Annotated in this window: 25 protein-coding genes; 14 read left to right on the forward strand and 11 right to left on the reverse strand. The window is 62.4% G+C overall.

Annotation, left to right across the window (positions count from 1 at the left end):
- The first annotated feature begins 81 nt into the window (after positions 1–81).
- A complete protein-coding gene (locus tag ACFHWW_RS14100; protein ID WP_275596678.1) occupies positions 82–1,626 on the forward strand; it encodes a trimethylamine methyltransferase family protein in 1,545 nt (514 codons plus the stop codon).
- 81 nt (positions 1,627–1,707) lie between these two features.
- Here ACFHWW_RS14100 and ACFHWW_RS14105 read toward each other — a convergent pair whose 3' ends face one another.
- From ACFHWW_RS14105 to ACFHWW_RS14130, 6 genes are all read right to left on the reverse strand, one after another.
- A complete protein-coding gene (locus ACFHWW_RS14105) occupies positions 1,708–2,340 on the reverse strand; it encodes a PRC-barrel domain-containing protein (protein ID WP_100669277.1) in 633 nt (210 codons plus the stop codon).
- Between the two features lie 349 nt (positions 2,341–2,689).
- Positions 2,690–4,414 (reverse strand): IlvD/Edd family dehydratase, encoded by a 1,725-nt coding sequence (locus ACFHWW_RS14110; protein ID WP_379938790.1) that lies wholly within the window; start codon positions 4,412–4,414, stop codon positions 2,690–2,692.
- A gap of 89 nt (positions 4,415–4,503) precedes the next feature.
- Positions 4,504–5,388, reverse strand: coding sequence for an SMP-30/gluconolactonase/LRE family protein (locus ACFHWW_RS14115; protein WP_379938792.1), 885 nt, complete (start codon positions 5,386–5,388; stop codon positions 4,504–4,506).
- Positions 5,385–6,023, reverse strand: coding sequence for a 2-dehydro-3-deoxy-6-phosphogalactonate aldolase (locus ACFHWW_RS14120; RefSeq protein WP_379938794.1), 639 nt, complete (start codon positions 6,021–6,023; stop codon positions 5,385–5,387). Before ACFHWW_RS14120 ends, ACFHWW_RS14115 begins: the two co-directional genes overlap by 4 nt.
- 14 nt (positions 6,024–6,037) lie before the next feature.
- The gene (locus ACFHWW_RS14125) at positions 6,038–6,958 is read right to left on the reverse strand and encodes a 2-dehydro-3-deoxygalactonokinase (protein ID WP_379938796.1); all 921 of its coding nucleotides are present in this window, start codon (positions 6,956–6,958) and stop codon (positions 6,038–6,040) included.
- Positions 6,955–7,725 (reverse strand): SDR family NAD(P)-dependent oxidoreductase, encoded by a 771-nt coding sequence (locus ACFHWW_RS14130; protein WP_275596674.1) that lies wholly within the window; start codon positions 7,723–7,725, stop codon positions 6,955–6,957. The genes ACFHWW_RS14125 and ACFHWW_RS14130 overlap by 4 nt, the downstream gene beginning before the upstream one ends.
- A 120-nt stretch (positions 7,726–7,845) precedes the next feature.
- On the opposite strand from ACFHWW_RS14130, the gene ACFHWW_RS14135 reads away from it, so the two are divergent.
- The 12 genes from ACFHWW_RS14135 (at position 7,846) to ACFHWW_RS14190 (ending at position 20,020) form a co-directional block, all read left to right on the forward strand.
- A complete protein-coding gene (locus ACFHWW_RS14135) occupies positions 7,846–8,712 on the forward strand; it encodes an IclR family transcriptional regulator (protein ID WP_379939036.1) in 867 nt (288 codons plus the stop codon).
- Between the two features lie 218 nt (positions 8,713–8,930).
- Positions 8,931–9,671, forward strand: coding sequence for a LuxR family transcriptional regulator (locus ACFHWW_RS14140; RefSeq protein ID WP_100669263.1), 741 nt, complete (start codon positions 8,931–8,933; stop codon positions 9,669–9,671).
- A 173-nt stretch (positions 9,672–9,844) separates the two neighbouring features.
- A complete protein-coding gene (nurR, locus tag ACFHWW_RS14145) occupies positions 9,845–10,678 on the forward strand; it encodes a LuxR family transcriptional regulator NurR (RefSeq protein WP_379938799.1) in 834 nt (277 codons plus the stop codon).
- 644 nt (positions 10,679–11,322) lie between these two features.
- A complete protein-coding gene (locus tag ACFHWW_RS14150; RefSeq protein WP_379938801.1) occupies positions 11,323–12,474 on the forward strand; it encodes an Mrp/NBP35 family ATP-binding protein in 1,152 nt (383 codons plus the stop codon).
- A gap of 320 nt (positions 12,475–12,794) precedes the next feature.
- Positions 12,795–13,775, forward strand: a complete 981-nt coding sequence (locus ACFHWW_RS14155) for a magnesium transporter CorA family protein (protein ID WP_275596671.1) — start codon at positions 12,795–12,797, stop codon at positions 13,773–13,775.
- A gap of 16 nt (positions 13,776–13,791) precedes the next feature.
- A complete protein-coding gene (locus tag ACFHWW_RS14160) occupies positions 13,792–15,693 on the forward strand; it encodes a potassium transporter Kup (protein ID WP_033047212.1) in 1,902 nt (633 codons plus the stop codon).
- A gap of 205 nt (positions 15,694–15,898) precedes the next feature.
- Entirely contained in the window at positions 15,899–17,056 is a 1,158-nt protein-coding gene (locus ACFHWW_RS14165; RefSeq protein ID WP_379938803.1) for a cell wall hydrolase, read from the forward strand.
- Between the two features lie 289 nt (positions 17,057–17,345).
- Positions 17,346–17,708 (forward strand): AtpZ/AtpI family protein, encoded by a 363-nt coding sequence (locus ACFHWW_RS14170; protein WP_379938805.1) that lies wholly within the window; start codon positions 17,346–17,348, stop codon positions 17,706–17,708.
- Between the two features lie 60 nt (positions 17,709–17,768).
- On the forward strand, positions 17,769–18,521 hold the full coding sequence (locus tag ACFHWW_RS14175) for a F0F1 ATP synthase subunit A (protein ID WP_018094382.1): 753 nt from the start codon (positions 17,769–17,771) through the stop codon (positions 18,519–18,521).
- An 84-nt stretch (positions 18,522–18,605) separates the two neighbouring features.
- Positions 18,606–18,833 (forward strand): F0F1 ATP synthase subunit C, encoded by a 228-nt coding sequence (locus ACFHWW_RS14180; protein ID WP_003533642.1) that lies wholly within the window; start codon positions 18,606–18,608, stop codon positions 18,831–18,833.
- A gap of 73 nt (positions 18,834–18,906) precedes the next feature.
- On the forward strand, positions 18,907–19,521 hold the full coding sequence (locus ACFHWW_RS14185) for a F0F1 ATP synthase subunit B (protein ID WP_100669253.1): 615 nt from the start codon (positions 18,907–18,909) through the stop codon (positions 19,519–19,521).
- Positions 19,522–19,534: 13 nt separating this feature from the next.
- Positions 19,535–20,020, forward strand: a complete 486-nt coding sequence (locus ACFHWW_RS14190; protein WP_018094384.1) for a F0F1 ATP synthase subunit B — start codon at positions 19,535–19,537, stop codon at positions 20,018–20,020.
- A 238-nt stretch (positions 20,021–20,258) separates the two neighbouring features.
- Here the strand turns inward: ACFHWW_RS14190 and ACFHWW_RS14195 are convergent, their stop codons facing one another.
- Both ACFHWW_RS14195 and ACFHWW_RS14200 read right to left on the reverse strand, forming a co-directional pair.
- Positions 20,259–20,909: a ribonuclease HII gene (locus ACFHWW_RS14195; RefSeq protein ID WP_100669251.1), complete on the reverse strand. Its 651-nt coding sequence runs from the start codon at positions 20,907–20,909 to the stop codon at positions 20,259–20,261.
- Between the two features lie 187 nt (positions 20,910–21,096).
- Positions 21,097–22,254 carry a PA0069 family radical SAM protein gene (locus tag ACFHWW_RS14200; RefSeq protein ID WP_100669249.1) on the reverse strand — a complete coding sequence of 386 codons (1,158 nt, stop codon included), beginning with the start codon at positions 22,252–22,254 and terminating at the stop codon, positions 21,097–21,099.
- Between the two features lie 177 nt (positions 22,255–22,431).
- On the opposite strand from ACFHWW_RS14200, the gene ACFHWW_RS14205 reads away from it, so the two are divergent.
- Positions 22,432–22,989 (forward strand): glycosyl transferase, encoded by a 558-nt coding sequence (locus tag ACFHWW_RS14205; protein ID WP_100669247.1) that lies wholly within the window; start codon positions 22,432–22,434, stop codon positions 22,987–22,989.
- A gap of 67 nt (positions 22,990–23,056) precedes the next feature.
- Here the strand turns inward: ACFHWW_RS14205 and ACFHWW_RS14210 are convergent, their stop codons facing one another.
- The 3 genes from ACFHWW_RS14210 to ACFHWW_RS14220 form a co-directional block, all read right to left on the reverse strand.
- On the reverse strand, positions 23,057–24,136 hold the full coding sequence (locus ACFHWW_RS14210) for a hypothetical protein (RefSeq protein ID WP_379938810.1): 1,080 nt from the start codon (positions 24,134–24,136) through the stop codon (positions 23,057–23,059).
- Positions 24,137–24,591: 455 nt separating this feature from the next.
- Positions 24,592–25,134: a molybdenum cofactor biosynthesis protein B gene (gene moaB / locus ACFHWW_RS14215; protein WP_018094389.1), complete on the reverse strand. Its 543-nt coding sequence runs from the start codon at positions 25,132–25,134 to the stop codon at positions 24,592–24,594.
- Between the two features lie 6 nt (positions 25,135–25,140).
- The gene (locus ACFHWW_RS14220) at positions 25,141–26,046 is read right to left on the reverse strand and encodes a 4-(cytidine 5'-diphospho)-2-C-methyl-D-erythritol kinase (protein WP_275596666.1); all 906 of its coding nucleotides are present in this window, start codon (positions 26,044–26,046) and stop codon (positions 25,141–25,143) included.

Below are 26,046 nucleotides of genomic sequence, written 5' to 3' on the forward strand. Positions count from 1 at the left end.
TTATATCAAGCGTCGAATTTTTCCTGCGTTACAATAGCCTCTCTCGTCAATACCATCATTGCAAATGATGGGAGATCGACCATGGAAGTGTTGGAAGCAACCGGCGAGGCGCCGAAACGGACCCGGAGCGGGCGACCGCAGCGACGCGAGGGCAGCAAGAATCTCGGCGTCCCCTACATCGCCCGCAATATACCGACCTATGACATCCTCGGCGAGGAGAACCTGGAGCGGATCGAAGGGGTGGCCGACCGCATTCTCGCCGAAGTCGGCATCGAGTTTCGCGACGACCCGGTGGCGCTCGACCACTGGCGGCGCGCCGGGGCCAAAATCGAGGGTCTTCGCGTCACCTTCGAGCCCGGGATGCTGAAAGAGATCGTCCGTTCGGCGCCGGCGCAATTCACGCAGCACGCCCGCAACCCTGCCCGCAGCGTCGAGATCGGCGGCCGCAACGTGGTGTTCTCTCCGGCTTACGGTTCCCCCTTCGTCATGGATCTGGACAAGGGCAGGCGCTACGGCACCATCGAGGACTTCCGCAATCTGGTGAAGCTCGCCCAGTCGAGCCCCTGGCTGCACCACTCCGGCGGCACCATCTGCGAACCGTGCGACGTGCCGGTGAACAAACGTCATCTCGACATGGTCTACAGCCACATAAAATACTCCGATCGCGCCTTCATGGGGTCGATTACCTCGGAAGAACGTGCCGAGGATTCGATCGAAATGGCCCGCATTCTTTTCGGTGCCGAATTCGTCGACGGCAACTGCGTCATTCTCGGCAATGTCAACGTCAACTCGCCGCTCGTCTGGGACGGCACGATGACGAAGTCGCTGCGGGCTTATGCGCGCGCCAACCAGGCCGCGGTGATCGTGCCGTTCATCCTCGGCGGCGCGATGGGGCCGGTCACTAATGCCGGGGCGATTGCGCAATCCTATGCCGAAACGCTTGCCGGCTGTGCGCTGACGCAGCTCGAACGGAAGGGCGCGCCCGTCATCTTCGGAAACTTTCTTTCCTCGATGTCGCTCCGCTCGGGCTCGCCGACCTTCGGCACGCCGGAACCGGCGATCGGCAGCATGGTCATCGGCCAGCTCGCGCGCCGGCTCGGCCTGCCGTTGCGCTGCGCCGGAAACTTCTCCAACTCGAAGCGCCCGGATGCACAGGCAATGCAGGAAGGCGTCATGTCGATGCTGTCGGCCGTACATTGCGGCGCCAATTTCGTCCTGCACTCGGCAGGCTTCGCCGACGGCCTGCTGGCCATGTCCTACGAAAAATTCATGATGGACATGGATTTCTGCGGGGCGCTGCATTCCTATCTTGCCGGCGTTGTTGTCGACGACAATACGCTCGCCATGGACGCCTTCCTAGAAGTGGGCCCGGGCAGCCACTTCCTTGGCTCCGGCCATACGATGCGCAATTATCAGACCGCCTTCTGGGACAGCGCCCTTTCCGATAACGAACCCTTCGAGAAATGGGTGGAACAGGGCGAAACCGACATGGCGCTGCGCGCGAACAGGAGCTGGAAAAAGGCTCTCGCCGAATACGAGGCGCCGCCCTTGGATGCGGCCATCGACGAAGCGCTGAACGACTATGTCGCAACGCGCAAGAACGGCATGGCCGACGCGTGGTACTGAGCCTTTCCAACGCGTTGCCACCTGACGACGAAAAGCGGCGCCATGGGCGCCGCTCCTGTTGTTCGTTTTAGAGCCTACGGCTTACTGCTGGGGGGCAGGTTCCGCAGGCGCCGGTGCCGGCGTCGTACCCGTTGCCGAAGTTGTCGACGTATCGACCGGCTGGTCGGCGTTACGCTCGGCCATTACCTGCGATTTCGTCTTGAACTCCGGCGCGGCCTTCAGGGAGTCGGCCGTTTCGGTGGTCGTCAGCTTGATTTCATCCGAATCGGGCTGGTCGGCAATCGCGATCTTGTCGAACGGAACTGCGACGTTCTTTTCCCCGATGCCGAGGAAGCCACCAACTCCGACGATGGCAGCAGCGATACCGCCTTCCTTCTCGATGATCAGGTCGTTGATCTCGCCGATGCTTTCATCGCTGGCATTGTAGACGGACTGGCCGATATAAGTATTCGCGGACACTTGGTCTTCCGCTTGCTCCGTCAGGTAGCTGGCGTCACCAGCCGCCATATCGGTCGTCTTGTCTGCCGTATCCGGTGTCTGCGCCTGCTCGTCGGCGGCCGGCGGGGTAGCCGGAGCCGGGGCGGGTTCCATGGTCTGGGTTTCAGGTGCCGTAGCCGGAGGCGTCGTGGTTTGCTGTGCGAAGCTCATCGGGGCAACGGCAACGCCCACGAGAAGCGCGCCAGCGGCAACGGAAGATATAAGTCTCTCTTTCATGTCAGACTGCCTTTCGTTGACGTTGTCGGCTAGAGGGCATTACGTGCGCTTTTCGCCCGCATTCCCTTCCAGCCCTTTGGCATCGATCACGATGTCATCACCGTGATCCAGGCGCAGCCTCAAGTTGGGCCAGGGATGCTGCGCCGATGACACTCAAGCAACGCCCGGCAACGCAAACTGTTCCGGAAAAAGTGAACGCCGAGCTGGCTGGCACGAGGCTTCCATTGGTGTGCGCTCGATGCGGTTGCGCCGCATGCTCGGGTGAACACGCGGCGCAGAAGCTCGCATTCCGGTTGCCTTTCGCAGGGGACGCCTTCATGGCTCCAGGGGTCCGGGGGCGAAGGCTCGATCAGTGACTTTCGCGCAGAACCTCGCTGCCGCTCTTGCCGACGAGGAAGTCGAGGTCCGCGCCCCTGTCGGCCTGCAGCACCGTGTCGTGATAGAGTTTGTAGTAGCCGCGATGCCATTTCTGTTCGGGTGGCTGCCAGGCCGCCATGCGGGCCGCCAGTTCTTCCTCGCTGACGAGCAGGTTCAGCTCGCCTTTCAGGGCGTCGAGGCGGATCCGGTCGCCGGTCCTGACGATCGCCAGGGGCCCGCCGGCATTGGCTTCTGGGCTCACATGAAGAACGACGGTGCCGAAGGCGGTGCCGGACATGCGCGCATCGGAGATGCGCACCATATCGCGCACGCCCTTTTCGACGAGCCGGCGCGGAATCGGCATGTTGCCGACCTCCGCCATGCCGGGATATCCCTTCGGTCCGCAACCCTTGAGCACGAGGATCGTGTCTTCGGTGACCGGCAGGTCGGGATCGTCGATCTTGGCCCTGAGGTCTTCGATCGTGTCGAAGACATAGGCCGGTCCCTCGTGGGCGAGCAGATGTTCGCTTGCCGCAGACGGCTTGATCACCGCACCGTTGGGCGCAAGATTACCCTTCAGCACGCGAATGCCCGCCGCCGCACGCAACGGGTTGTCCAGCGGGCGGATGACATCGTCGTTATAGACCTCCGCGCCCTTCCAATACTTGCTGATCGGAACGCCGAAGACCGTCGGTGCGTCGGCATGCAGCAGGTGCTGGATCCGATTCATCACGGCCGGCAGGCCGCCCGCATAGGCGAGATCCTCGATCAGATACTTGCCCGACGGCATGCAGTTGACGATGCAGGGCACCTGACCGCCCACCCGATCGAAATCCTCGAGACAGAGGTCGATACCCGCGCGCCCGGCGATCGCCAGCATGTGGACCACGGCATTGGTCGATCCGCCGACGGCGGCGTTGGCGATGATGCCGTTCTCGAAGTTCTCCTTTGTCAGGATTTTCGACAGCCTGAGGTCTTCGTGAACCATCTCGACGATGCGCTTGCCGGTCATGTGCGAGAGCGCCATGCGGCGGGCGTCGACCGCGGGCAGGGCGGCGTTCGTCGGAAGCGACAGGCCCATGGCTTCCACGATCGACGCCATCGTCGTCGCCGTGCCCATGGTCATGCAGACGCCCGGCGAGCGCGACATGCCGCTTTCGGCGGCCATGAACTCCTGCAGGCTCATTTCGCCGGCGCGCACCGCCTCCGAAAACTTCCAGACATCGGTGCCCGACCCGATATCCTTGCCCTTCCACTTGCCGTTCAGCATGGGGCCGGAGGAAACGACGATCGTCGGGAGGTCGACCGAGGCCGCTCCCATCAGCTGGCCCGGGGTGGTCTTGTCGCAGCCGCCGAGAAGCACGACCCCGTCGATGCCATAGGCGCGGATAGCCTCTTCGACATCCATTGCGAGCAGGTTGCGGAAGAGCATGGCGGTCGGACGCATCTGCGTCTCCCCGAGCGACGACACCGGAAATTCGACCGGAAAGCCCCCCGCTTCCCAGACGCCGCGCTTCACCCCTTCGGCGAGGATACGCAGATGGCTGTTGCAGGGCGTGAGCTCCGACCAGGTGTTGCATATGCCGATGATCGGCCGGCCGTCGAAAACATGGTCGGGAAACCCCTGATTCTTCATCCAGGACCGATGAATGAAGCCGTCCTTGTGCGTGCCGCCGTACCAGTGACGGCTTCTCAGTTCTTTTTTCTTGTCGCTCATCCGAGCACTCCCTCCACCGCGATTCAGCGCAATGGAGCAATTGTATGATTTTTCGCCGGCGCGACGCCAGTCTTTGTTGTTCGGCGGATTTAAAGTCGGAATGCGGGCTCGAAGCGCCCTTTGACCTCGATCCCGAGCTCGAAGGTTTTCCCGCCCTGCGGGTCGGCTGCCCGCGCGGCGTCGTCCATGCCCTGCCAGGCCGAGGTCACCAGCAGCCGTTCGGCCCTGGCGCCGACGAAAGCCGGGCAGCTCGGCTGCGTCGCCGGCACGGCGTAACGGGCGACCTTCCGGCCGTCGGGTTTATAGACCTCCACGGCGCTTGCGCCCCAGCGGGCGTTCCAGATCAGCCCGTCGGCATCGCAGACGGCGCCGTCGACGCCGCCCGGGCTCGTGCTTTCGTCCGAAAGCAGCACCGGATCGCCGGTCGGGAGCGCCGTCGCCGGATCTATGTCGACGCGCATCAGCTGGTTGACGTCGGTGTCGGTGAAATAGGCGGTAGCCCCGTCCGGGGAAAAGCAGATCGCGTTGGGAATGGTGATGTTGCCATAGAGCTTCGTGACGCGGCTGCCGGCCACATGGTAGATCGCACCCGCATGTTTCTCGGCGCTGTGCCCCATGGTGCCGACCCAAAGCGCGCCGCAGGGATGGACGCGTCCGTCGTTGGAGCGGTTGCCCGGCTTTTCCTCGAGCGTCGCGAAATGGCCGAGCTTCGAGCTTTCGGTGTCGCGCACGAAAAGGCCCTGATCCGAGGCGATCAACTGCCGTAGCGGATCGATCGCCGCAAGCACGCTGCCGAGGAAGGGCAGGGGATGGATCGCCTTCCGTCCGCTTTCGAGATGAAGCTCATGCAACTCGCGGCCCGTTATATTGAACCACCAGGCCGTTCCGGTGTCGGGGTCGAAGGTGGGGCCTTCGCCGAGTTCGCACGCGGCTTCCGAAAGGGTTCGGCCGGAAAAGGGAACGAGATCGGTCACTGCTGGCCTCCATAGACGGCATCATAGGCTGCGAGCGTGGCAATGGCCCGCTGCCGCACTTCCCCGGCGCTCATCCCGGCCTTGTACAGGCTCGAACCGAGCCCGAAGCTGCGGATCCCGATCGCTGCATAGTCGGAGAAATTGACCTCCGACACGCCGCCGACCGCCGCGATCTCGAGATCGCCCGGCAGCACCGCGCGGATCGCCGCGATGCCGGAGGGGCCGAGCACGCTTGCCGGAAAGAACTTGAGGCCGCTGGCTCCGGCGGCGGCGGCGGCCAATGCCTCCGTCGGCGTGAAAACGCCTGGCATCGTCACCATGTCTTTCGTCGCAGCAAGCCGGATGACTGCCGGCTCTACATTGGGGCTCACCATCAGCCGCCCGCCGACATCGGCGAGGCGTTCCACCTGGGCCGTCGTCAGCACCGTACCGGCGCCGATAAGGCACCCGGCCGAAGCCATTTTGACGGCCGTCTCGATGGAGCGAAACGGGTCCGGCGAATTCAGTGGGATTTCGATCGCCGTGAAGCCTGTTTCGATGAGGGCACCGACCACGCCTTCCGCCTCCTCAGGCTTCAGGCCGCGCAGGATCGCGATCAGCGGGCGTTTCATCGGGGGCAGGGGGATTCTGTCCATGTTCTTTCTTTCTATCACAAAGGCCAAATCGCACGGGCGGCTGCGGAAAGACCGGCCCGCACCGCCTCATCGGCGTCGACGGCCCGGACGTTGAGGCCCTGGCTTTCGAGGGCAGTACGATAAAGCGTGCCGAGCCCACCGGAGCCGACGAGGCATACGCCGTCCACCGTGCCCGAGGCCGCGAGCGCTCCGGCGATCTCCAGGCCTATCAGGGTCCCGGACAATTGCGCTCTCGCGTCGGCGGCGCCGGTGCCGTGCAGAAGCTGCCCGGCGCGAACGGAGAAGAGCAGATTGGTTGCGAGCGCCGGGTTCTCCCTCGTGCGGCTTACTGCATCCGTAAAGGCTGCGCTCCCGGTCGCGAAGGTTTCCGCTTCTGCCACCGCGTGGCTGAGGATGGTGTGGCGCGCGATGGTGTCGAAGAGCTCGCCGGTCATGAAGGTGGAAAAGCCCTCGACCCTGTCGTCGGCAAGACGAACCCATTTGCTGTGCGTCCCGGGCATGCAGACGAGATGGCTGCCGGCGCCGAGATGCCCGGCTGCGCCGAGGAGCTGCGTCTCCTCGCCGCGCATGACGTCCGGATGCCGTTGGTCGCGCTGGGCGAGACCGGGGAGAATGCGGATGTCGCGGTCGACATCGGGAATGGCCGTGGCACGGCCGGCAATCTCGGCGAGTGCTGCGGGCGTTTCGATATACCCGGCCTCCTTCCAGCCCTGACGGGCGCCTGCCATGCCGCAGATGATGATCGGCAGATGCGCAGGCGCGGAGACCGCGGCGAGATGGCCGTCGAGAATCGTGTGAAAGCCGGTCTTTGCGGCCGTCGTCATGCCCTCGGCGCTGCGGCGTTCGGCCAGCACCGCACCGTCCTCGCCGATGATCCACAGGCGGAAGCTGGATGTTCCCCAATCCACTGCGGCATAATAGCCTGCCGTCGTCAAAACACGCCTCCATCGATGATCATGGTCTGTGCGGTCATCGCCGCCGAACTGTCCGACGCCAGAAAGAGGCATGGGCCGACGAGATCGTCGGCGACCAGCATGCGCTTGAGGCACTGCCTTTCCTGCATCCGTGCGATCGATTCTTCCGTGAGCCACAAGCGCCGCTGCCGTTCCGTAACGATCATGCCGGGCAGGATCGCGTTGACGCGGATATTGTCCGGCCCGAGCTTGCCGGCGAGCGACTTGGTGAGGCCGATGATCCCGGCTTTGGCTGCAGAGTAGGCGGGGATTTCCGGCATATTGAGCATGAAGGCGATCGAGGAGAAATTGATGATCGATCCGCCGCCTTGCCGCTGCATGTGGGGCGCGACCGCCTGGCACATGAAGAAGATATGCCTGAGGTTGACGGAAAGGCTTTCGTCCCAGCTCTGCTCGGTCACCGCTTCGAGCGCCTGCCGGTCGTCGCGCGCGGCGTTGTTGACGAGCACACGGACGGAGCCGAGTTTGGCGGCCGCCTCCTCGGCTGCGGCCCGTACGGCCTCGACATCGCGAAGGTCTGCCTGGATGAAATGCGGCGCCTGTCCGGTCTGCGCCGCGACCTTCTCGCAGAGCGCCAGGCTCGCTTCCGCTGCGATGTCCACGAAGGCGACGTGGGCGCCTTGCCGGGCGAACGCCTCCACCAGTGCGGCTCCTATGCCGGAGCCGCCGCCGGTGACCAGAACTCCGCGATCGCGCAGATCAGGAAACTGGCTGCTCGGCAAGGTCATGGCTTCTCCCTGATACCGCGGCTGCGGGATTGGTTGTTCCAATATCCGGAACTGTGTTTTATTATATGGAATTATCGCGCCAATGCTTTTAGCCTGTCAAGATAGCGCAGCGGAAAGCGGATAAGAATGAAGCGGAAGAAAGAAGACGACATGGAAGGTGACCTCGTCGGCACCGGCACGCTTGGCAAGGCAATGGCCGTGCTGGAGGCAGTAGCCATGGCCGACCGCCCTCAGCGCTTCACGGATATATTGCAGACCGTTCGTCAGCCCCGCGGAACCCTGCACCGGCTGCTTGGCCATCTCGTCGAAGAGGGCTTGCTGGTGCAGCGCCGGGACTTGTCCTACGAGCCCGGGCTTCGCCTGTTGAAATTCGCTTATCGCTCCTGGTCGGGGAACCGGTTTCGCGAGATTGCCGCCCCCTATCTCCTGCACCTGCACCAATTGACCGGCGAGACGGTGCATCTGGGCGTACTGCGGGAGACCGAGATCATCTATGTCGACAAGGTGGAAAGCCGGCAGACCGTCCGTATGAGTTCGCAGATCGGCAAGGCGTCGCCGGCCTATTGTACGGGGATCGGCAAGGCGGCTCTGTCGGTTCTTCCCGCAGGCGAGTTGCAGCGGATATCGACCGGAATGGCGTTTCACCCGTTCACGGCGCAAACGCATCGTTCGATAGAATCGCTCCTTGCCGAGATCGAGGAAATCCGGCACGACGGCCATGCCTTCGACCGGGAGGAGCACGAGGCGGAGATCTGCTGCGTGGCCGCCCCGATCAGCGTTCCGGAACACGACCTGGTCGGAGGGATCTCCGTGACCGGTCCCTCCTATCGGGTCAGCCTGCAGCAGCTGACCGCTTGGGCGCAGGACGTGCGCGAGGTGGCGGCAGAGATCGAGGAAGAGGTCCGGATCCGGCTTGGCCCCGGGCGGGAAAAGGGGGCTGCGGCGCCGCGTGACCTGCCGGACGAGCAAGGTCGCCGTGACGGTTAAGGATTACAGCATGATTTCCACGAAAAAGTGCGCGGGACCGCTTTACGGTAAATTAGAAGTTTCGACTGGACGAAAAGGTTCAAGATAAGTAGCTTCAATGCCGGTCTGCTGCCACGGCTGGTTGCATCGGGCGGAATTCTGGTGGAAGCGAAGGCGTGGGTATGACAGCGCGAGCGTCATGCTCCAGCTGGAACGCGGATGTGAGAGGCGGGCGGAAGATGATCGATTTCAGCGTGGATATATCCTCATTGGTCCTCCCTGACGGTCACGCTGTCAGCGGGTCGATCGACAGCGAGGATGATGTGCGGAGCGCGCTCGGCCGGGTGTCGGAAGGTTTCGGTTTTCGAGGCTTCATGGTCCTCGCCATTCCCGAGTCGGGGTCCCACAGCCTCACTGCGCAGGCGCTCATGACGACCTGGCCGATGGATTTCCTCAGGCGCTACGACAGTGCCCGCCTGATCGACGGCAGTCCCGTGATCCAGCGGTTGCGGCGCAGCACAATTCCCTTCACCTATGATGCTCATCTGCTGGCGCGCGGGCGTGTGGACGGAAAGGGCGAAGCTGCCATATGCGTTTTCGAACAGGCGAACATGCCGCGTGGGGTGTATCTGCCGGTCCATGATGCCGCGGGTCACCGCGCCGCCATCGCCTTCGGCGGTGACAGGTCCGCCGTGTCCGACGACGAGATGCAGGCTCTGAACCTCTGGGCCGGCCTTCTATACAGCCGGCTGAGCGAAGTCAGAACGCGCGACCGACGCGGCCCGGGCAGCCTTTCCCGCCGCGAGATCGAGTGTTTGCGCTGGGCCGCGGCTGGCAAGACGACGGTGGAGATGGCCCGTATCATGGCACTGTCGGAATATACGGTGAACCACTATCTCAACCGTGCGACGCGCAAGCTCGATTCGGTCAATCGCGTCCAAACTGTCGCCAAGGCGATACGCGCGGGCTTGATCAATTGATCGACGCCGGGCGGGACATGAACAGAGCCCTTTTCTCTCTCATTCCTGTGACAAGCACGGGAAATGGAGGCACGCGAACCCGTACGCGGCCGTCTTACGGCGCGAGCGGCTGAAGGCGGCGTCGGCGTTCATCGGCACGGTCGAAATGCACAGGGTTTTGCGCGTCAGAGGTGATGATCGTCAATCACCTGTTGGCATTGCTCGGCCGCTCGGGCTATTTGATAGTCGATGACTGCGATGGAACCGCACCGATGCAAGAGATGATCACGAGGGGGACGACTGATATCGATCTGCCCCGGGGCGGCGATTTCGCGCCTGAGATAGCAAGGCTCGAGACCCAGTTCGACATTATCCGCTACATGCGGCGGATTACGCCGATTTTCGGCTTCAAGACGTTTCTCATCTGTTCGATCCCTGCAGTCGAGGTAGAGCGGCTCTCCGCCACCACGGTGATCTCGAACATGCCGGCCGAGCTCCTCAACAAATATGACAGCCTTTCGATGCTGCGCTTCAGCACCGGGGTGCGACGGTTGAGAGAGACGACGACGCCGTTTCAGATCAAGCTTGAAGACTGGGAGAGGGAGGGAGGCAAGCCCGACTCTGCCGCGGATTACATCGCCATGTTGCGCGACAACGGCATATTCCAAGCCAATTACTTCCCGGTCCACGATGCCGAAGGTGGCCGCGGCGCGGTCATCCTCATGGGCCCGGAAGCGGAATTACCGATGACGGCGGCGATGGAACTGCAGATGATCGCAATTCACGTCTATAACCGGCTTTCCGAGATCGGCTCTGTCTGGAAGAACACCAACACGGTTCTTTCCGAACGGGAGATCCAGTGCCTGAGCTGGACGGCTGCCGGCAAGACCAGCTCGGAAATCGCCGGTATCCTCGGTCTGTCGGAGCACACGGTGAATCATTACCTCAACCACGTCACGAAGAAGCTCGACGCGGTGAACCGCACGCAGGCGGTCGTGAAGGCGATGAAAAAGGGCTATATCAGCTAGGGCCTGTTGAGAGTCATCCTCTGCCATCATCTCTGTGCTTGTCACAGGAATGAGGGTAGCGCCGCGTCTGCGGCGCGGGAAGCGTTCTTTCAGCCCAAGGACTTGGTCTGGCTGGATTCCTGTGACAAGCACAGGAATGAGGAAATCAAACAAAGCACGTCCAAGAAAAGTGCCTAGCGGTTCTCCGTCCGGAGTTTGCGGCAAAATAAGGAGTTGGAGAGTTTCCGCGATTGGGAGCCGGCGCACCTGCGAGCATTTCGTGTCCAAATGGCGCGCCTGCTCAGGAAATGAGCAGCGAAGTCTCTTGCGCATCCGCCATAGATGAAGAGCAACTCATTGGAAACTCTGGTTTTTTCCGGAAAGCTCCAACTGGCACGCATTGTGCATATTCAATTCCGTGTCCAGAGGGGACATAATAAGACAGCGCCCAGGAAGGTCGCGACAAGGGCCGCCGCCGATCGCCCGTGATCCCGGATGTACGGACACGATGATCGGTTGGCGGCCCTCTCATTTTCCCGCCTGTCGCATTGGCGAAGTGCCCCGGCTCGACTATCTAATACCCAGTTCCTTAAATCGGGTGCGATTTGGGCTAGCGATAGAGCAGTCGAAAGCGTTGCGCGCCAACGAAAGAGCAAGAGGCCGACATGCCGGATGTCACCCGGGAAATGGTTTTGGAGAAGCTACGGACCGTCCGCGGTCCGGATATGGAAGGAAACATCGTCGACCTCGGCCTTGTGTCCGATGTGTTCATTTCCGACGGCAAGGCCTACTTCTCGATCACCGTGCCGGCGGATCGGGCGAAGGAGCTCGAACCGATGCGGGCGGCCGCCGAACGGGTCGTGCGCGAGATTCCCGGCGTGAAGGCCGCCATGGTGGCATTGACTGCCGACCGCAAGGCCGCGCCGCAGAAGGGCCCGGTGGAGCGGCCCCGGCCGGCCCCGACGGGCCATGCGCCGGCGCAGCGGGGGGGCGGTGCGGCACCAAAGGCGGGCATCCCCGGCGTCGGCGCCATTATCGCCGTCGCCTCCGGCAAAGGCGGAGTCGGCAAGTCCACCACCTCCGTCAATCTGGCGTTGGCGCTTCAGGCAAACGGGCTGAAGGTCGGGCTCCTCGATGCGGATATCTACGGCCCTTCGATGCCGCGGCTTTTGAAGATTTCCGGCCGCCCGCAACAGATCGAGGGGCGGCTTATCCGCCCGATGGAAAACTACGGCCTGAAAGTCATGTCGATGGGCTTCCTCGTGGACGAGGAGGTCGCGATGATCTGGCGCGGCCCGATGATCCAGTCGGCGCTCCTGCAGATGTTGCGCGAGGTGGCGTGGGGGGACCTCGACGTCCTGGTCGTGGACATGCCGCCGGGCACCGGTGACGCACAGCTGACGATGGCTCAGCAGGTGCCGCTCGCAGGCGCCGTCATCGTGTCGACGCCGCAGGACCTGGCGCTCGTGGATGCCCGCAAGGGTCTCGCCATGTTCCGCAAGGTCGAGGTTCCGGTTCTCGGGATCGTCGAAAACATGAGCTATTTCGTGGCGCCCGATACGGGCAGGCGCTATGACATCTTCGGTCATGGCGGCGCGCGCAAGGAAGCCGAGCGCATCGGCGTACCATTCCTTGGAGAGGTGCCCCTGACCATGGGTATCCGGGAGACCTCCGATGCGGGAACCCCTCTCGTGGCGTCCGAGCCCGATGGCGAGGTCGCGCGCGTCTATCGCGACATCGCGGCGCGGGTCTGGGGAGAGGTCACTGCTGCCCGTCAGGACAAAAGCCGTGCGATGCCGAACATCGTCTTCGAATAGCGCTTCGCCGCGGTCATGCCCAAGCGACATGCCGGGGAATTCAGTGCGGCGCGACCGAGACATCCGGCAGGGAAGCACCGGATCCCCGAAGGCCATTGATTTTGCGCCGGGGTTGAGTCATATCCCCTTGGCTCGCATAGGCAAGTCAAAGCGAGCCACTGCCATCGCCGGAGACTTTGGTCACCCGACTGCCGTCATGCGGCGTCGAAACGGCTGAAAGCCTTCATCGGATGAATCTGCTTTGTGGAAAATCGTGTGGCGGCTGATCCTGCGAAATCATCAAGGTTCATCGTCGTCGGCTGCATGAAAAAGGCGGCCGCATGATCACAGGCTATTGTGTCAACGGTGAAGCGGTCGCTCTCTCCACGGCCGAACCGCCGTCGGCCCTGCGTCCCGATCTCGTCTGGATAGACCTTGTCGAGCCAACCAAGGCGGAAGACCTGATGATCGAGGGACTGCTCGGAATTCCCATTCCGACGCGGGACGATCTGAGGGACATCGAACCTTCGAGCAGGCTTTATACGGACGACGGTGCCGTCTTCATGACCGCTTCGCTCGTCTATCGAAGCGACACGGAAATGCCGGGGTTGACGGATGTCGGGTTCATTCTGGCAGGCAAGCGCCTTGTCACCGTCCGCTATGCCGAGCCGAGGGCCTTCGGCCTGTTCAAGGCCGGCATGCATCGTATCCCCGGCGGCTGCCGCAACGGCGCGGTGATTCTGACGCGCCTGCTCGAGACGATTGTGGACAGGACGGCGGAAATTCTCGAGCAGGCCGTCGACAGGATCGACGACCTGGCGCTCCAGGTCTTCGGCGACAAGGCGTCTGGCCGGCGGCACCGGCCACCGCATTTTCTCGAAGCACGCCTGCGCGACGTCGCGGGCCATCACCGGCTTGTTGCGAAAACGCGCGACAGCCTCGCTTCGCTCTCCAGGCTGCTGACCTTCGTCTATACGGTTCCCGACGTTCAAGCAGACAAGGAAAGCCGGGAACTTTGCCGTACGGTATCGCGGGACATCCAGTCGCTCTCGGAACACACGGCTTTCATCTCTGGAAATATCACCTTCCTGCTCGATGCCTCGCTCGGCCTGATCAATGTCGAGCAGAATGCGATCATCAAGATCTTCTCGATCGCTTCGGTCGTTCTGTTGCCGCCGACGCTGGTCGCTTCTGTCTACGGCATGAACTTTCGCATCATGCCTGAGCTTGAATGGCAGTTCGGCTATCCGTGGGCGCTTGCGGCCATGGTACTTTCGGCCGTGATCCCCTTTTTCTTCTTCCGCTGGAAAGGCTGGCTCTAAGGGCCTGTTGAGCAACATGTCTCAATTGTCTGCTCCCGCTACACCTGGGGTGGAGAATATCCGCCGCCTGCTGGTTCTGGCGCTTGGCTCCGTCGGCGTCGTGTATGGCGATATCGGCACCAGCCCTCTCTATGCCTTCCGCGAGGCGTTGCGCCCCGTTGCGCACGACGGTGTGACGGACGTCGAGATCATCGGTCTGATCTCGCTGATGATCTGGGCGCTGACGATCATTGTCACGATAAAATACGTGCTTTTCCTGCTGCGGGCGGACAACCAGGGCGAGGGCGGCACGCTCTCCCTGCTTGCGCTGCTCATGAAGACCGCCAATGGTCACACGGCGATACTGTTCTTCATGGGCATTGCCGGCGCCGCACTCTTCATCGGCGACGCGATGATAACACCGGCACTGTCGGTGCTCTCGGCCGTCGAGGGTTTGAAGTTGGTGACCCCGGCCCTTTCGGACTACGTCGTTCCGATCGCCGTGGTCATCCTCCTGCTCCTCTTCGCCGTTCAGTCCAAGGGTACTGCCGCGGTTTCCAATTTCTTCGGCCCGATAACGCTCATTTGGTTCGTCGTCATGGGCGCGATCGGTTTCGTGCATATTTCCGACGACCTGTCGATTTTCAGAGCCTTCAACCCGTATTATTCCGTCACCTTCCTGTTCAACGAAGGCTATGTCGGTATCGTCGTACTCGGCGCCGTCTTCCTGACGGTCACGGGTGCCGAGGCGCTTTACGCCGATCTCGGCCATTTCGGCAGGCGGCCGATCCAGTGGGCCTGGTTCACCGTGGTCTTCCCGGCGCTCACGCTGAACTATCTGGGGCAGGGCGCCTTCGTGCTGAAGAACCCGGAGGCGATGTCCGATCCCTTCTTCCTGATGTTTCCGAAATGGGCGCTGCTGCCCGCCGTCATTCTCGCGACAGCGGCCACCATCATCGCCAGTCAGGCGGTCATAACCGGCGCCTTTTCGCTGACGCGCCAGGCCATCCACCTTGGTTTCCTGCCGCGCATGGCGATTTTCCATACGTCCGAGACCCATACGGGCCAGATTTACCTGCCGAACGTCAACACGCTTTTGATGTTCGGCGTCATGGCGCTCGTCTTCCTCTTCGGCTCCTCCGAGGCGCTCGCGACCGCCTATGGCATTTCCGTCACCGGCGCGATGGTGGTCACCACGGTACTTTCCTTCGAATTCCTGCGTATGCGGTGGAACTGGCCGAGCTGGTGGGCGGCGGGTGCGCTGCTGCCCCTGTTCGCGCTGGAATTCGTCTTCCTGGGCGCCAACATGCTGAAGATCCACGACGGGGGCTACGTGCCGATCCTCATTGCGGCGACCTTCATCGTCATCATGTGGACCTGGAAGCGCGGCACAGCAATCCTGCACGCCAAGACCCGCCATATCGACATTCCGCTGGCAAGCTTCATCAAATCGGTCGAGCGCCAGAGCGAGCACGCGCCGGTGTCGGTGACCGGCACGGCGATATTCCTGACCAGCGATCCGGAATCGACTCCTGCCGCCCTGTTGCACAACATCAAACACAACCACGTTCTGCATCAGCAGAACTTCATTCTGACGATCCGGACGGCAAACACGCCGAAGGTGCCGAGGGAAGAGCGGGTCAGCGCGCGGCGGTTGTCGGAGCGTTTCACTCTGCTGGAAATGAAGTTCGGCTTCATGGAGACGCAGAATGTCTCCCAGGCGCTGGGCCTCTTCAGAAAATCGGGCCTGAAATTCGACATCATGTCCACCTCTTTCTATCTCGGCCGCCGCAAACTCGTGCCCGACGCCCAGTCCGGCATGCCGCATTGGCAGGACCGTCTGTTCATCGCACTCGCCAATGCTGCGATCGATCCCTCCGATTATTTCCGCCTGCCGACGAACCGGGTGGTCGAACTCGGCTCTCACGTGATCATCTGATCCGTTTCACTGCGTCCGCATTAACCAAACATCAAGGTTAATGCCGCATTTTCAAGGCTCAAGCGAAGCGGTCCCGGCGAGCCGGCCGGCCGCTTCCAAACCCTAGCGTCCTGCATGGAATCTTGTCGCTGGCTCATCGCCGGCTTGCGAGAGCGCGTGCTTGAGAAAGAGTTCCTGGAGCCGACCGGTGCGTAAGAGTTGGAAGTTGCGTGACAAGTTTCGGTTTTCGTTCTCGGCCTGGCGCGCTCCGGCGATCCTAGGCCTTGCCGTATTCCTGGGCTTTCCCTCGGCGGTCGCCTATTCGGACATTGCGACGTTTTTGTCCGGTATCAACCGCGGCGGCGAGCGTTGGCGCACCTATCTCACTCCTTCGCCGGCCGGCTCTCTCCACGAAGTCGAGATGGTCTTCACGGACCCGATCACCACCGGTGCGCTCGACGGCGGCGCCGGCATGACCCTGCCGGAAGGCGGCCGCGTGGCGCTGACCGCCGAATCGAAACACCAGGGGACGCCGGACGAGGATCGCGTGACGCGGAAGCTGAAGAAGGGGCGAATCGTCGCGGTAACGCCGGTGACCCCGCCCAAGGACTTCAGCGCCGGATCCATCCTTCAGCGCACGAGCTCGCTTATCGGTCCGGCCGTCGACGGCCCCGAGAAGATGGTCTTTGCCAAGCCGAAGATCAAAGGCAAGGAGATCGAGATCGCCACGGTCTTTTACCGCAAGACGCCGCCGAAGCCCGAACCGGGCCTCTCGCCGATGCTGGCCAAGCTCGTCACCAACGACAAGCCCGACATTCTTGCGACTGCCTATGTCCGGCCCGAGCCGGACTATGCGCGTGAATCACCCTTCGATTCGATCCTGCGGAACGACGAAAATGCAGGGCGCTTCATTCCGGATATCGCGCCCGACGATCATGCCTGGGCGGCAACGCCGCTGCCGCCAACCGTCTTCAGCAAGGAAGAGCAGACCTGTCTGGCCGAGGGAATCTATTTCGAGGCACGCAGCGAATCCGTCAAGGGTCAGGCCGCGGTGGCGCAGGTCATTCTCAATCGCGTCCGCAATCCGACCTACCCGAAGACGATCTGCGGCGTCGTCTACCAGAACAAGGCCTGGCGCAACCGCTGCCAGTTCTCTTTCGCCTGCGACATGATCCGCGACCTGATCTATTCGCGATCGCACTGGAAGACGGCCAAGGAAGTCGCGCTGGCGGTTACCTCCGGAAGGATATGGCTGTCGGAAGTCGGCTCGGCGACCCATTATCACGCCACCTATGTGAATCCCGCCTGGGCGAAGACGATGAAGCGGGTCGGCAAGATCGGACTGCACATCTTCTACAGAACCTATGGCGGCGGCTGGAGCTGACGGCGTGGCCGCCTCCGCGCCCCTGCCAGCCGCCGGAGCCGCGGGCGTGACCCCGCCGTTGGCGGCGATTCCCTCTGCACCTTTGTCGCAGCTTGCCGGATTTATCATTAAGTCGTTGAATTAACACAATAATATTGTCCACGTCGAAGGTGCCTCCATGCCTTGACTATGCGGGTGCCTAAAACTATGTTGCGCGCGACTTCAAATGGGGCCGAAGCGTGGCTTGAACAGCGGCCGTTTGTATGACCGAGATCGCGTTCGACCGCGTGGGGGTGCAAAGGGGAGCCATGTGACGGAGAAGCCGGAAGAAAGTCTGGAAGCGCGGCTCAAGCGTCTCGGCGACGACATCAAGTCCAAGAAGCGGGCGGATGTCTCGGAAGGGGCGGATGGGCGCGCCGATGAAAGCCGCAAGGGGTACGCGGCGGCGATGAAGCTTTCGAGCGAATTCATCGCCGGCATCCTGGTCGGGGCGTTTCTGGGCTATCTTTTGGACCACTTTGCGGGTACAGGGCCGTGGGGCATGATCGTCCTCCTGCTACTCGGCTTCTGTGCCGGCGTGTTGAACGTGCTGCGTTCCGCCGGTCTGGTGGCGAAGCCCGACGAGCGGAAGGGCGAGCCGGGCATGGACAAAGAGGATGGCGGCGGCGTCTGATACGTCGCCGGGAAGAACAGGATTTCCGCTCGCGGGCGGGCAAAACGAAAGAGAAGCGCGGTGTCAAACGATCCGACCCACCAGTTCCTGGTCAACAAGATTGTCCCGATCGAGATTGGCGGAATTGACTTTTCCTTCACCAATGCGTCGCTGTTCATGGTCGCGACCGTGGGTGCGGCCGCGGGCTTCCTCTATCTGACGACGTCGCAGCGTGGGCTGATCCCGACGCGCATGCAGTCGGTTTCGGAAATGTCCTACGAATTCATCGCCTCGATGCTTCGCGAGGGCGCCGGCAGTCACGGCATGAAATTCTTCCCGATGGTCTTCTCGCTGTTCATGTTCATCCTGACGGCGAACCTGCTCGGCATGGTCCCCTATTTCTTCACCGTCACCAGCCAGATCATCGTCACCTTCGCGCTTGCGGTCTTCGTGATCGGCACCGTCCTTCTCTACGGCTTCTACAAGCACGGCTTCGGCTTCCTCAAGCTGTTCGTGCCGCAAGGCGTGCCGGGCGCGCTTCTGCCGCTTGTCGTCTCGATCGAAATCATCTCGTTCCTTTCCCGTCCGATCAGCCTCTCAGTCCGTCTTTTCGCCAACATGCTGGCGGGCCACATCACGCTGAAGGTCTTCGCAGGCTTCGTCGCATCGCTCAGCGCTTTTGGAGCGCTCGGCATCGGCGGCGCGATCCTGCCGCTCATCATGACCGTCGCCCTCACCGGTCTTGAATTCCTTGTGGCCTTCCTCCAGGCCTATGTCTTTGCGGTGCTGACCTGCATGTACCTCAACGATGCGGTCCACCCCGGAGGCCACTAAGGAATAAACAGTCGCTGGTTTCCGGTCGGCTTGCCGCCGGAAGCGCAAATCCTAAGCCGCAACACCATTTCGAAGGAGTCAATCATGGAAGCGGAAGCAGCAAAGTACATCGGTGCAGGTCTTGCATGCCTTGGTATGGCCGGCACGGCTCTCGGCCTCGGCAACATCTTCGGCAGCTACCTGTCCGGCGCTCTGCGCAATCCGTCGGCAGCTGACGGCCAGTTCGGCCGCCTCGTATTCGGCTTCGCCGTTACGGAAGCTCTGGGCATCTTCTCGCTGCTCATTGCACTCCTCCTCCTCTTCGCCGTCTGATATCGGCAGAAGTTTTGGCCGCGGCCCGTCGGGCCGCGGCCGCGCATATTCTTGAGTGCACCTGGAGGTGAGCATGTTTGTGACCGAGGCATACGCCCAGTCATCCACCACCGAAGGCGCCGAAGCACACGATGCCGCTGCGGCCGGTGAGGTGCACACCGAAACGGGTGTGGCCCACGAAGGCGAGCATGGCTCCGGCGTGTTCCCGCCCTTCGATTCGACCCATTTCGCTTCGCAGCTTCTTTGGCTCGCGATTACGTTCGGGCTTTTCTATCTCCTGATGTCGAAAGTCATCATCCCCCGGATCGGCGGTATCCTCGAGACGCGCCATGACCGGATCGCTCAGGACCTCGACGAGGCATCTCGTCTGAAGGGCGAGGCCGATGCGGCCATCGCCGCCTACGAGCAGGAACTGGCAGGCGCAAGGGCAAAAGGCCATTCGATTGCGGACACCGCACGCGAAGCTGCCAAGACGAAGGCCAAGGCCGATCGCGACGGTGTCGAAGCCGAGCTCGCGAAGAAGATTGCCGCCGCAGAGGCGCGCATCGGCGACATCAAGTCAAAAGCGCTTGCCGATGTCGGCGCCATCGCCGAGGAAACTGCAACGGCCGTGGTCAAGCAATTGATCGGCGGAACCGTCACCAAGTCCGAGATCGCTGCGGCGTTCAAGGCTTCGGCCGGCAACTGAGGATAAGAGAACAATGGCTCTTGATGCGACTTTCTATGCCCTCGTAGGCCTTATTCTCTTCTTTGCCCTCATCGCCTATCTCAAGGTTCCGGGCATGGTCGGCAAGGCACTCGACGCCCGCGCCGACAAGATCAGCAACGAACTGGCGGAAGCGAAGCGTCTGCGCGAGGAAGCGCAGAGCCTCGTTGCCGAATATCAGCGCAAGCGCAAGGATGCCGAGGCGGAAGCCGCGAGCATCGTCGCCGCTGCCCAGCGCGAAGCAGAGATGCTGACGGCGGAAGCAAGGCAGAAGACCGAAGAATATGTCGCGCGCCGCACCGCACTTTCCGAACAGAAGATCAAGCAGGCCGAAAGCGATGCGATCAATGCGGTTCGTGCTGCTGCCGTAGACCTGGCAATCAGCGCAGCCGAGAAAGTGATCGCGAGCAAGGCCGACGCAGGCGCTCAGGAGTCGCTCTTCAAGAAGGCGCTCGGCGAGGTCAAGTCACGCCTGAACTGAGCGTCGGTTCGACCGAGATTCAAGGGCCCCGCTTCGGCGGGGTTTTTTCGTTGCGCGCATGGGAGGTTGTCTCCGACATCCCCCGGTCGGGTTCAGCGGTTGTGATCGTGTCGACCAAGCCCTTGCCGGGAGGGACGCTCATGCCTACAGCCTGGATCAGGGCGGCGGAGCCGCTTTGCGCGGCGCGGAAGAAAGCTTCCGGTTTACGCCCCCGATCAAGGGCCAGGGCCGACGTCGACTACAATTGTCGGAACGGGCGGAAGCTCATGCGGTGCAGGGAGCAGGGGCCATGGCTTTCGATCGCGGTGCGATGCTTCACCGTCGCATAGCCCGCGTGATGGGCAAAGCCGTAGAGGGGAAAGGTTGCATCGGCCCGGGCCATCATCCGGTCGCGGGTGACTTTGGCGACGATCGATGCGGCGGCGATCGACACCGAGCGGCTGTCGCCTTTGACGATGGCCTTGGCGTGACAGGTAAGCCCGGGAGGGACGTCGCGGCCGTCGACGAGAACGATGCGAGCCGCCACCTCCAGGCCATGAACGGCGCGGCGCATCGCATCGAGGCTGGCTTTCAGTATGTCGGTCGTATCGATGCGGGCCGACGAGGACGAGGCGATCGAGACCGTCGCCGTCGCCAGAATCTCCTCGAACAATGCCTCGCGCTGCTCCGCGCTCAAGAGCTTGCTATCGTTGAGGCCCGCCGGGATCGCCTCCGGATTGAGGATGACAGCCGCAGCGACGACAGGGCCCGCGAGCGGACCACGCCCGGCCTCGTCGGCGCCCGCCACCGGCCAGAGACCGTCGCGCTGCGCCGCGCGTTCGAACGCGAAATCCGGAACGGCCGGCGGAAGAGGGAAAAGAGGGGAATCGGGCTGTTTGCTGCGTGTCATGCGGGCGACATTGGCATACTCGCCCGATTCCCTTCAAGCCCCCGGCTCGGTTTGCGGCGGTTGCCGGGGAAGACCAGCACCGCCCCCGAGGCAAAGGGCGGACACTGGAAGTTTTAAGGCACATCGGCGGTCGAGATCGTGACGTTTTTTCAATCTCCGGTGCGATGGCCTGTCGAAAAGGTCTGCATCAAAGCAGCGACAGTTGAACCCCCATCCCGAGCGGCGGCACGAAGAGATCGCTGCGCAATTGCCGGCGCGTCAGATTGAGGCCGAGCCGCTTGGCGGCAAGCTCGAACCGACGGCCGATCTGCCAGGCATAAGGTCCGCTGCCCTTCATTCGTTTACCGAACTCGGCATCGTAATCCTTGCCGCCGCGCATGGAACGGATGAGCGACATGACATGCCGGTAGCGGTCCGGATAGTTTCTGAGAAGCCAATCACGGAACAGGGGGCTCACCTCCAGCGGAAGCCGGAGGAGGACGTAGCTCGCATCCGACGCGCCGGCCGTCTTCGCCGAATCGAGCACGCGCTCGATCTCGTGGTCGTTCAGCGCCGGAATGATCGGCGCGACCAGAACGCCAGCGGGAATGCCGGCCTCGGAAATTGCGCGTAGCGCCTCCAGCCGCTTGGTGGGCGTCGACGCCCGCGGCTCCATGCTGCGCGCCAGTTTCCGGTCGAGCGTGGTCACCGAAATCCCGACCCGGGCAAGCCCCTTTTCCGCCATCGGCGCCAGCAGGTCGATGTCGCGCGTCACCATGGCCGATTTGGTAACGATCATGACCGGATGATTGGCGTCCTTGAGCACCTCCAGGATCTGGCGCATGATCCGCCATTCCTTTTCTATCGGCTGATAGGGATCGGTATTTGTGCCGATCGCGATCGGACGGAGCTTATAGTCCGGCTTCGCCAGCTCGCGCTCGAGAAGACGTGGCGCGTCCGGCTTGGCGAAGAGCTTGGCTTCGAAATCGAGCCCTGCCGAGAGCCCCATATAGGCGTGCGTAGGCCGCGCGAAGCAGTAGATGCAGCCGTGCTCGCAGCCACGATAGGGATTGATCGATCGGTCGAAAGATATATCGGGAGAATCGTTGCGCGTGATCGCGGTCTTCGGCTTTTCTATCTGGACCTCGGTCTTGAACGGCGGCAGCTCCTCGAGCGTTTGCCAACCGTCATCGAAGACTTCGCGCGTCATCGGCTCGAAGCGTCCGGAGATGTTGAGGGCGGCACCGCGGCCGCGCCGACGATCGACGTCGATTCTGATGCCGGTTCCGGCGACGAGGGCTTCCGCCACATCCGCGCTGTTGCCTGGCGCATAGACGCCCTGCTTGAGTTGAGACAGATCGTTCACCGAAATCTCCCGGAACCATATTCGGTTCGCTTGGTGTTGATTATTTTCCTAGCGTAGAAGAGGGAACAAATCAAGAACAAATATTCAGCACAGATCCGGGGAAGGTCCGTGATCATCCCGCACCCTGTGCGGAACGGCGCTTGTAGCAATCTGCGCTGCGATGCGGTAGGAACGGCTATGCTGACGGTCATCATGGAAACGAAGGACAACGAAGCGGAGCTCGCACAGACGCTCTCGGCGCTCGTTGCCGGTGCGGTGGAAGGGCTCGTCAGCGATGTCATAATCCTGGACCACGGATCGACCGACGGCTCTCCCAGGATCGCGGATGCGGCCGGCTGCCGCTTCTGCCTCGACTGGGATCTCGGCGATGTCCTTCGTTCGGCCCGCGGCGAGTGGCTGATGCTGCTGGAGCCTGGTGCCCGCCCCATCGGTCGCTGGGTGGATGAATTGGCCGAATACGTCTCTCTGAACAGGAGCCCGGCGCAGTTTTCTCCCTCGCGAATGCATAAGCGCCCGCTTCTCAAGCGCCTGGCGCACAGGTCGCCGCCGCTGGAATCCGGATTTCTGATGCCGAAGGGTGATGCAGTCGCGGCTGCGCGCGGCAACATGCCGCTCAGCGGCCTTACGAGCGGACGAGCTGCCCGCAAACTTGCGACCGAGCTCGTCCCAGCCTGGGTCGCAATGGAGAACCGGTCGACCGGTGAACGGCATCGGACGCCTGATTCCAAGATGTGAGCTTGCGATAGGTTGTCCATTCGCCCCGCGACCGAGGTGTCGGGGGACCCGAATGGCATCGTTGTTGTCAGAGCGAGCGGACTGCAAGCGAGTTCAATTGCCAGGCCGAGTCGATCGAAATGTCGATGCTGACGTCATTGAGGAGTGCCCAGATGCGATCGGCCACGCCGACATAGATCCAGAGCTCGCGGCCAGCGGGGAAGGCCATCTCGGTGAAGAGGTTGATGATTCTTCGTTCCCCAGGAACGGCCTGGATTGAGGTGCCGGGGAAGCTCTCGCCATCGCCGCTGCAGTAGAGGCCCGAGGCGAACCACTGGTCGCTCACCTCGTTCGCCGGTTCGACATCCTCCCAGTTCCAGAACACAGCCAACACGAGGCGGCCGCGCGTCGTCGCGTGAAAGTCGGACCACCCGAACTCGTCGTAGGTCGAAATGTGATGGCGGCAGATGAGGGCCGACAGGTCGGCCTTGACTTGCAGTATCCCGGTGCGAAGCGTCTTGAACGGCACGAGATAGCCGTTCTCCCGATAGGCACAGAGAAGATCCACGTCGGAGGCATCGCTGTTGCGGGCGATCAGTTTCGATCCAAACCGGCCGGCACAGTCCAGATAGGAACTGTTCTCCACGATTGCTCCGTCGCCGGTTGCCTGATTCTGATCGAGTCTGTCCCAGCAACCTCCAAAGGGCGGGAGAAACAGCTTTTCCTTGTCCGGATCGGGCGCGACATACACGATCGGTGGCTGTTTGAAGATGTCGGTCACGCTGCCGACCACCGTTTCGTGGCGGTGGAAGGCTTCAGGGCTCTTCACCAACGCGCCGACTTCGCTATAGGCGCGCTTATGAAGCCGTTTGAGCGCGTTCAGATCAAGGTCGGCATTCCTGGCCTCAACGAACGACCTGTATCGAAGACCGGGGCCGCGCGGATCATCCCGCAAGCCCGACCTTGCAACATTCTTGATCCTGTCGCGCAGTTCAGGTGCAATGATATGCCGTCGCTGCTCCGCGAAAGACCGGCGCAATGCGTCCAGCCTGTCCACCGTTGCCTGCCATTCATCCTTCCGCCGCCTTTCGTAGAGCGCCCGCAGCCCCAGCGGAATCTCGGCCTCGGGCCAATCCGTTTTCGAATATGTATGCTCTGCCGTTCCCATGACCTCCTCCTTACCCTCGCGGGGTCGCGGCGCGGAGCCTCGAGCGGCGCGCCTGCGTCGTTAGTGAAAATCGGGAAAGGGGCTCCGAGGCGGTAAACAGGAATGGGCTTTCTCCGGCGACGAGAAGCCGTCATATGCCGGTGGCAGCCCGAGCTGAGCCTCTTCTCCGAAGCAAGAATGGGGCGTACCTTGCGGTACCCCCCAAAGTGGCTCTCAAATGACCTTGTTTATGCAAATAATCGTCTGTGAAAATGTCTTGCCATGCAGGCCCACCGTTGCGAACGGGCAGCACGTCGTAGCCTTCTCTCTTTTCCCGATATTGCCCCAGAAAAGAGGCCGGACATTCGCTCGAAGCAATTAAACGGTGCTTGCCTTGCCCGCTTCGAGCCAAGCCGACGAAGGCAAACTAACGGGATTCTGGGCGCTGGGCTGTTCCAAACGGAACACGAATTTCGTCAGCCGCGCTTCAGGTGCTCGTCGAGTCTCGGCATGATCTCGACGAAATTGCACGGCATGTGCCGGTAATCGAGTTGCTGCTTCAGGATTTCGTCCCAGGCATCCTTGCAGGCACCGGGGGATCCGGGCAGGACGAAGATGAACGTCGCGTTGGCGACCCCGCCCGTGGCTCGCGACTGGATCGTCGACGTGCCGATCTTCTCGTAAGAGATCCGGTGGAACACCTCCGAAAAGCCATCCATGCGTTTCTCGAAGAGCGGCTCCAGCGCTTCCGGCGTCACGTCGCGGCCCGTGAAGCCGGTGCCCCCGGTGGTGATGACGACGTCGATCGCGGCATCGAGCGTCCAGGCCTTTACCTGTCCGTAGATCTTCTCGCGCTCGTCGGGAACGATTGTCCGCGCCTCGAGCCGGTGGCCGGCCTCCCGTATTCTTGCTTCGAGCACATCGCCGGACTTGTCGTCCGCGCGTGTGCGCGTGTCCGAGACCGTGAGCACGGCGATGCCGATGGGAATGAAGGGGCGTCTTTCATCGAGGCCGGGCATCTGGCGTTATCCTGATTTTCCCGCGGTTCGCGTCGCCTGAACGTACCATCGCGGGTGGTCGGCGGAAATGGTCTCAGCGGCACGCTCGGCGCTTTTCGTCCCCGTGAACAGTCCGAAGCAGGTGGCGCCTGAGCCGGACATCCGCACGAGCGCGGCGCCTGCATCGTGCAGTGCGTTCGAGACGGTTTCGATCATCGGCTCGTGCGCACGTGCCGGCGGCTCCAGATCGTTCCGCATGGCCGCCATGGCCGTCAGCCATTCGGCAGTCGAGCGGGCATCTTCAGGCAAGACCAGCGCAGGATTGGTCTTCCTGACGAGCGATCGGAAGATAACCGGCGTGGAGACCGCGACGAGGGGGTTGACGAGGACGACGTCGAAGGGCGGCAGCTCGGGAAAAGGCGTGATCTCTTCGCCGATGCCTCTCGCGACGAGGGGGCCTCGGTCGAGACACATCGGAACGTCCGCGCCGAGCTGCAGCGCAAGGCTGTCGAGCCTTGCCGCTTCGACGGTCGCGCCCCAGAGCGACAGCAGCCCGCGCAGAGTCGCGGCGGCATCGGCCGAGCCGCCGCCGATCCCCGATGCTATCGGCAGGTTCTTCTCGAGATGCAGATGAACCGGGCCGGCCATTCCACCCTGCGCCGAAAGCTCGCGCCGCAACAGGTCCCGGGCGCGGAGCACGAGATTACCACCATTGCCCTCGGATGAAAGGTCGGTGGCGAAGCGGCCCGACACCGTGAAACGGTCCCTTTCCGCCGCGGTCAGCCCGACCCGGTCGCCACATTCGGCGAAGGTCACCAGGCTTTCCAGCAGATGGTGGCCGTCGGCGCGCTGCCCGACGACGTGCAGCGCGAGATTGATCTTGGCGGGCGCCGCAAAGGTCAGTGCGAAGCCCGGAATGCCGTCTGCCTGCAT

This window comes from Sinorhizobium sp. P24N7 (genome assembly GCF_042436655.1).
Lineage (GTDB): Bacteria > Pseudomonadota > Alphaproteobacteria > Rhizobiales > Rhizobiaceae > Sinorhizobium > Sinorhizobium meliloti_A.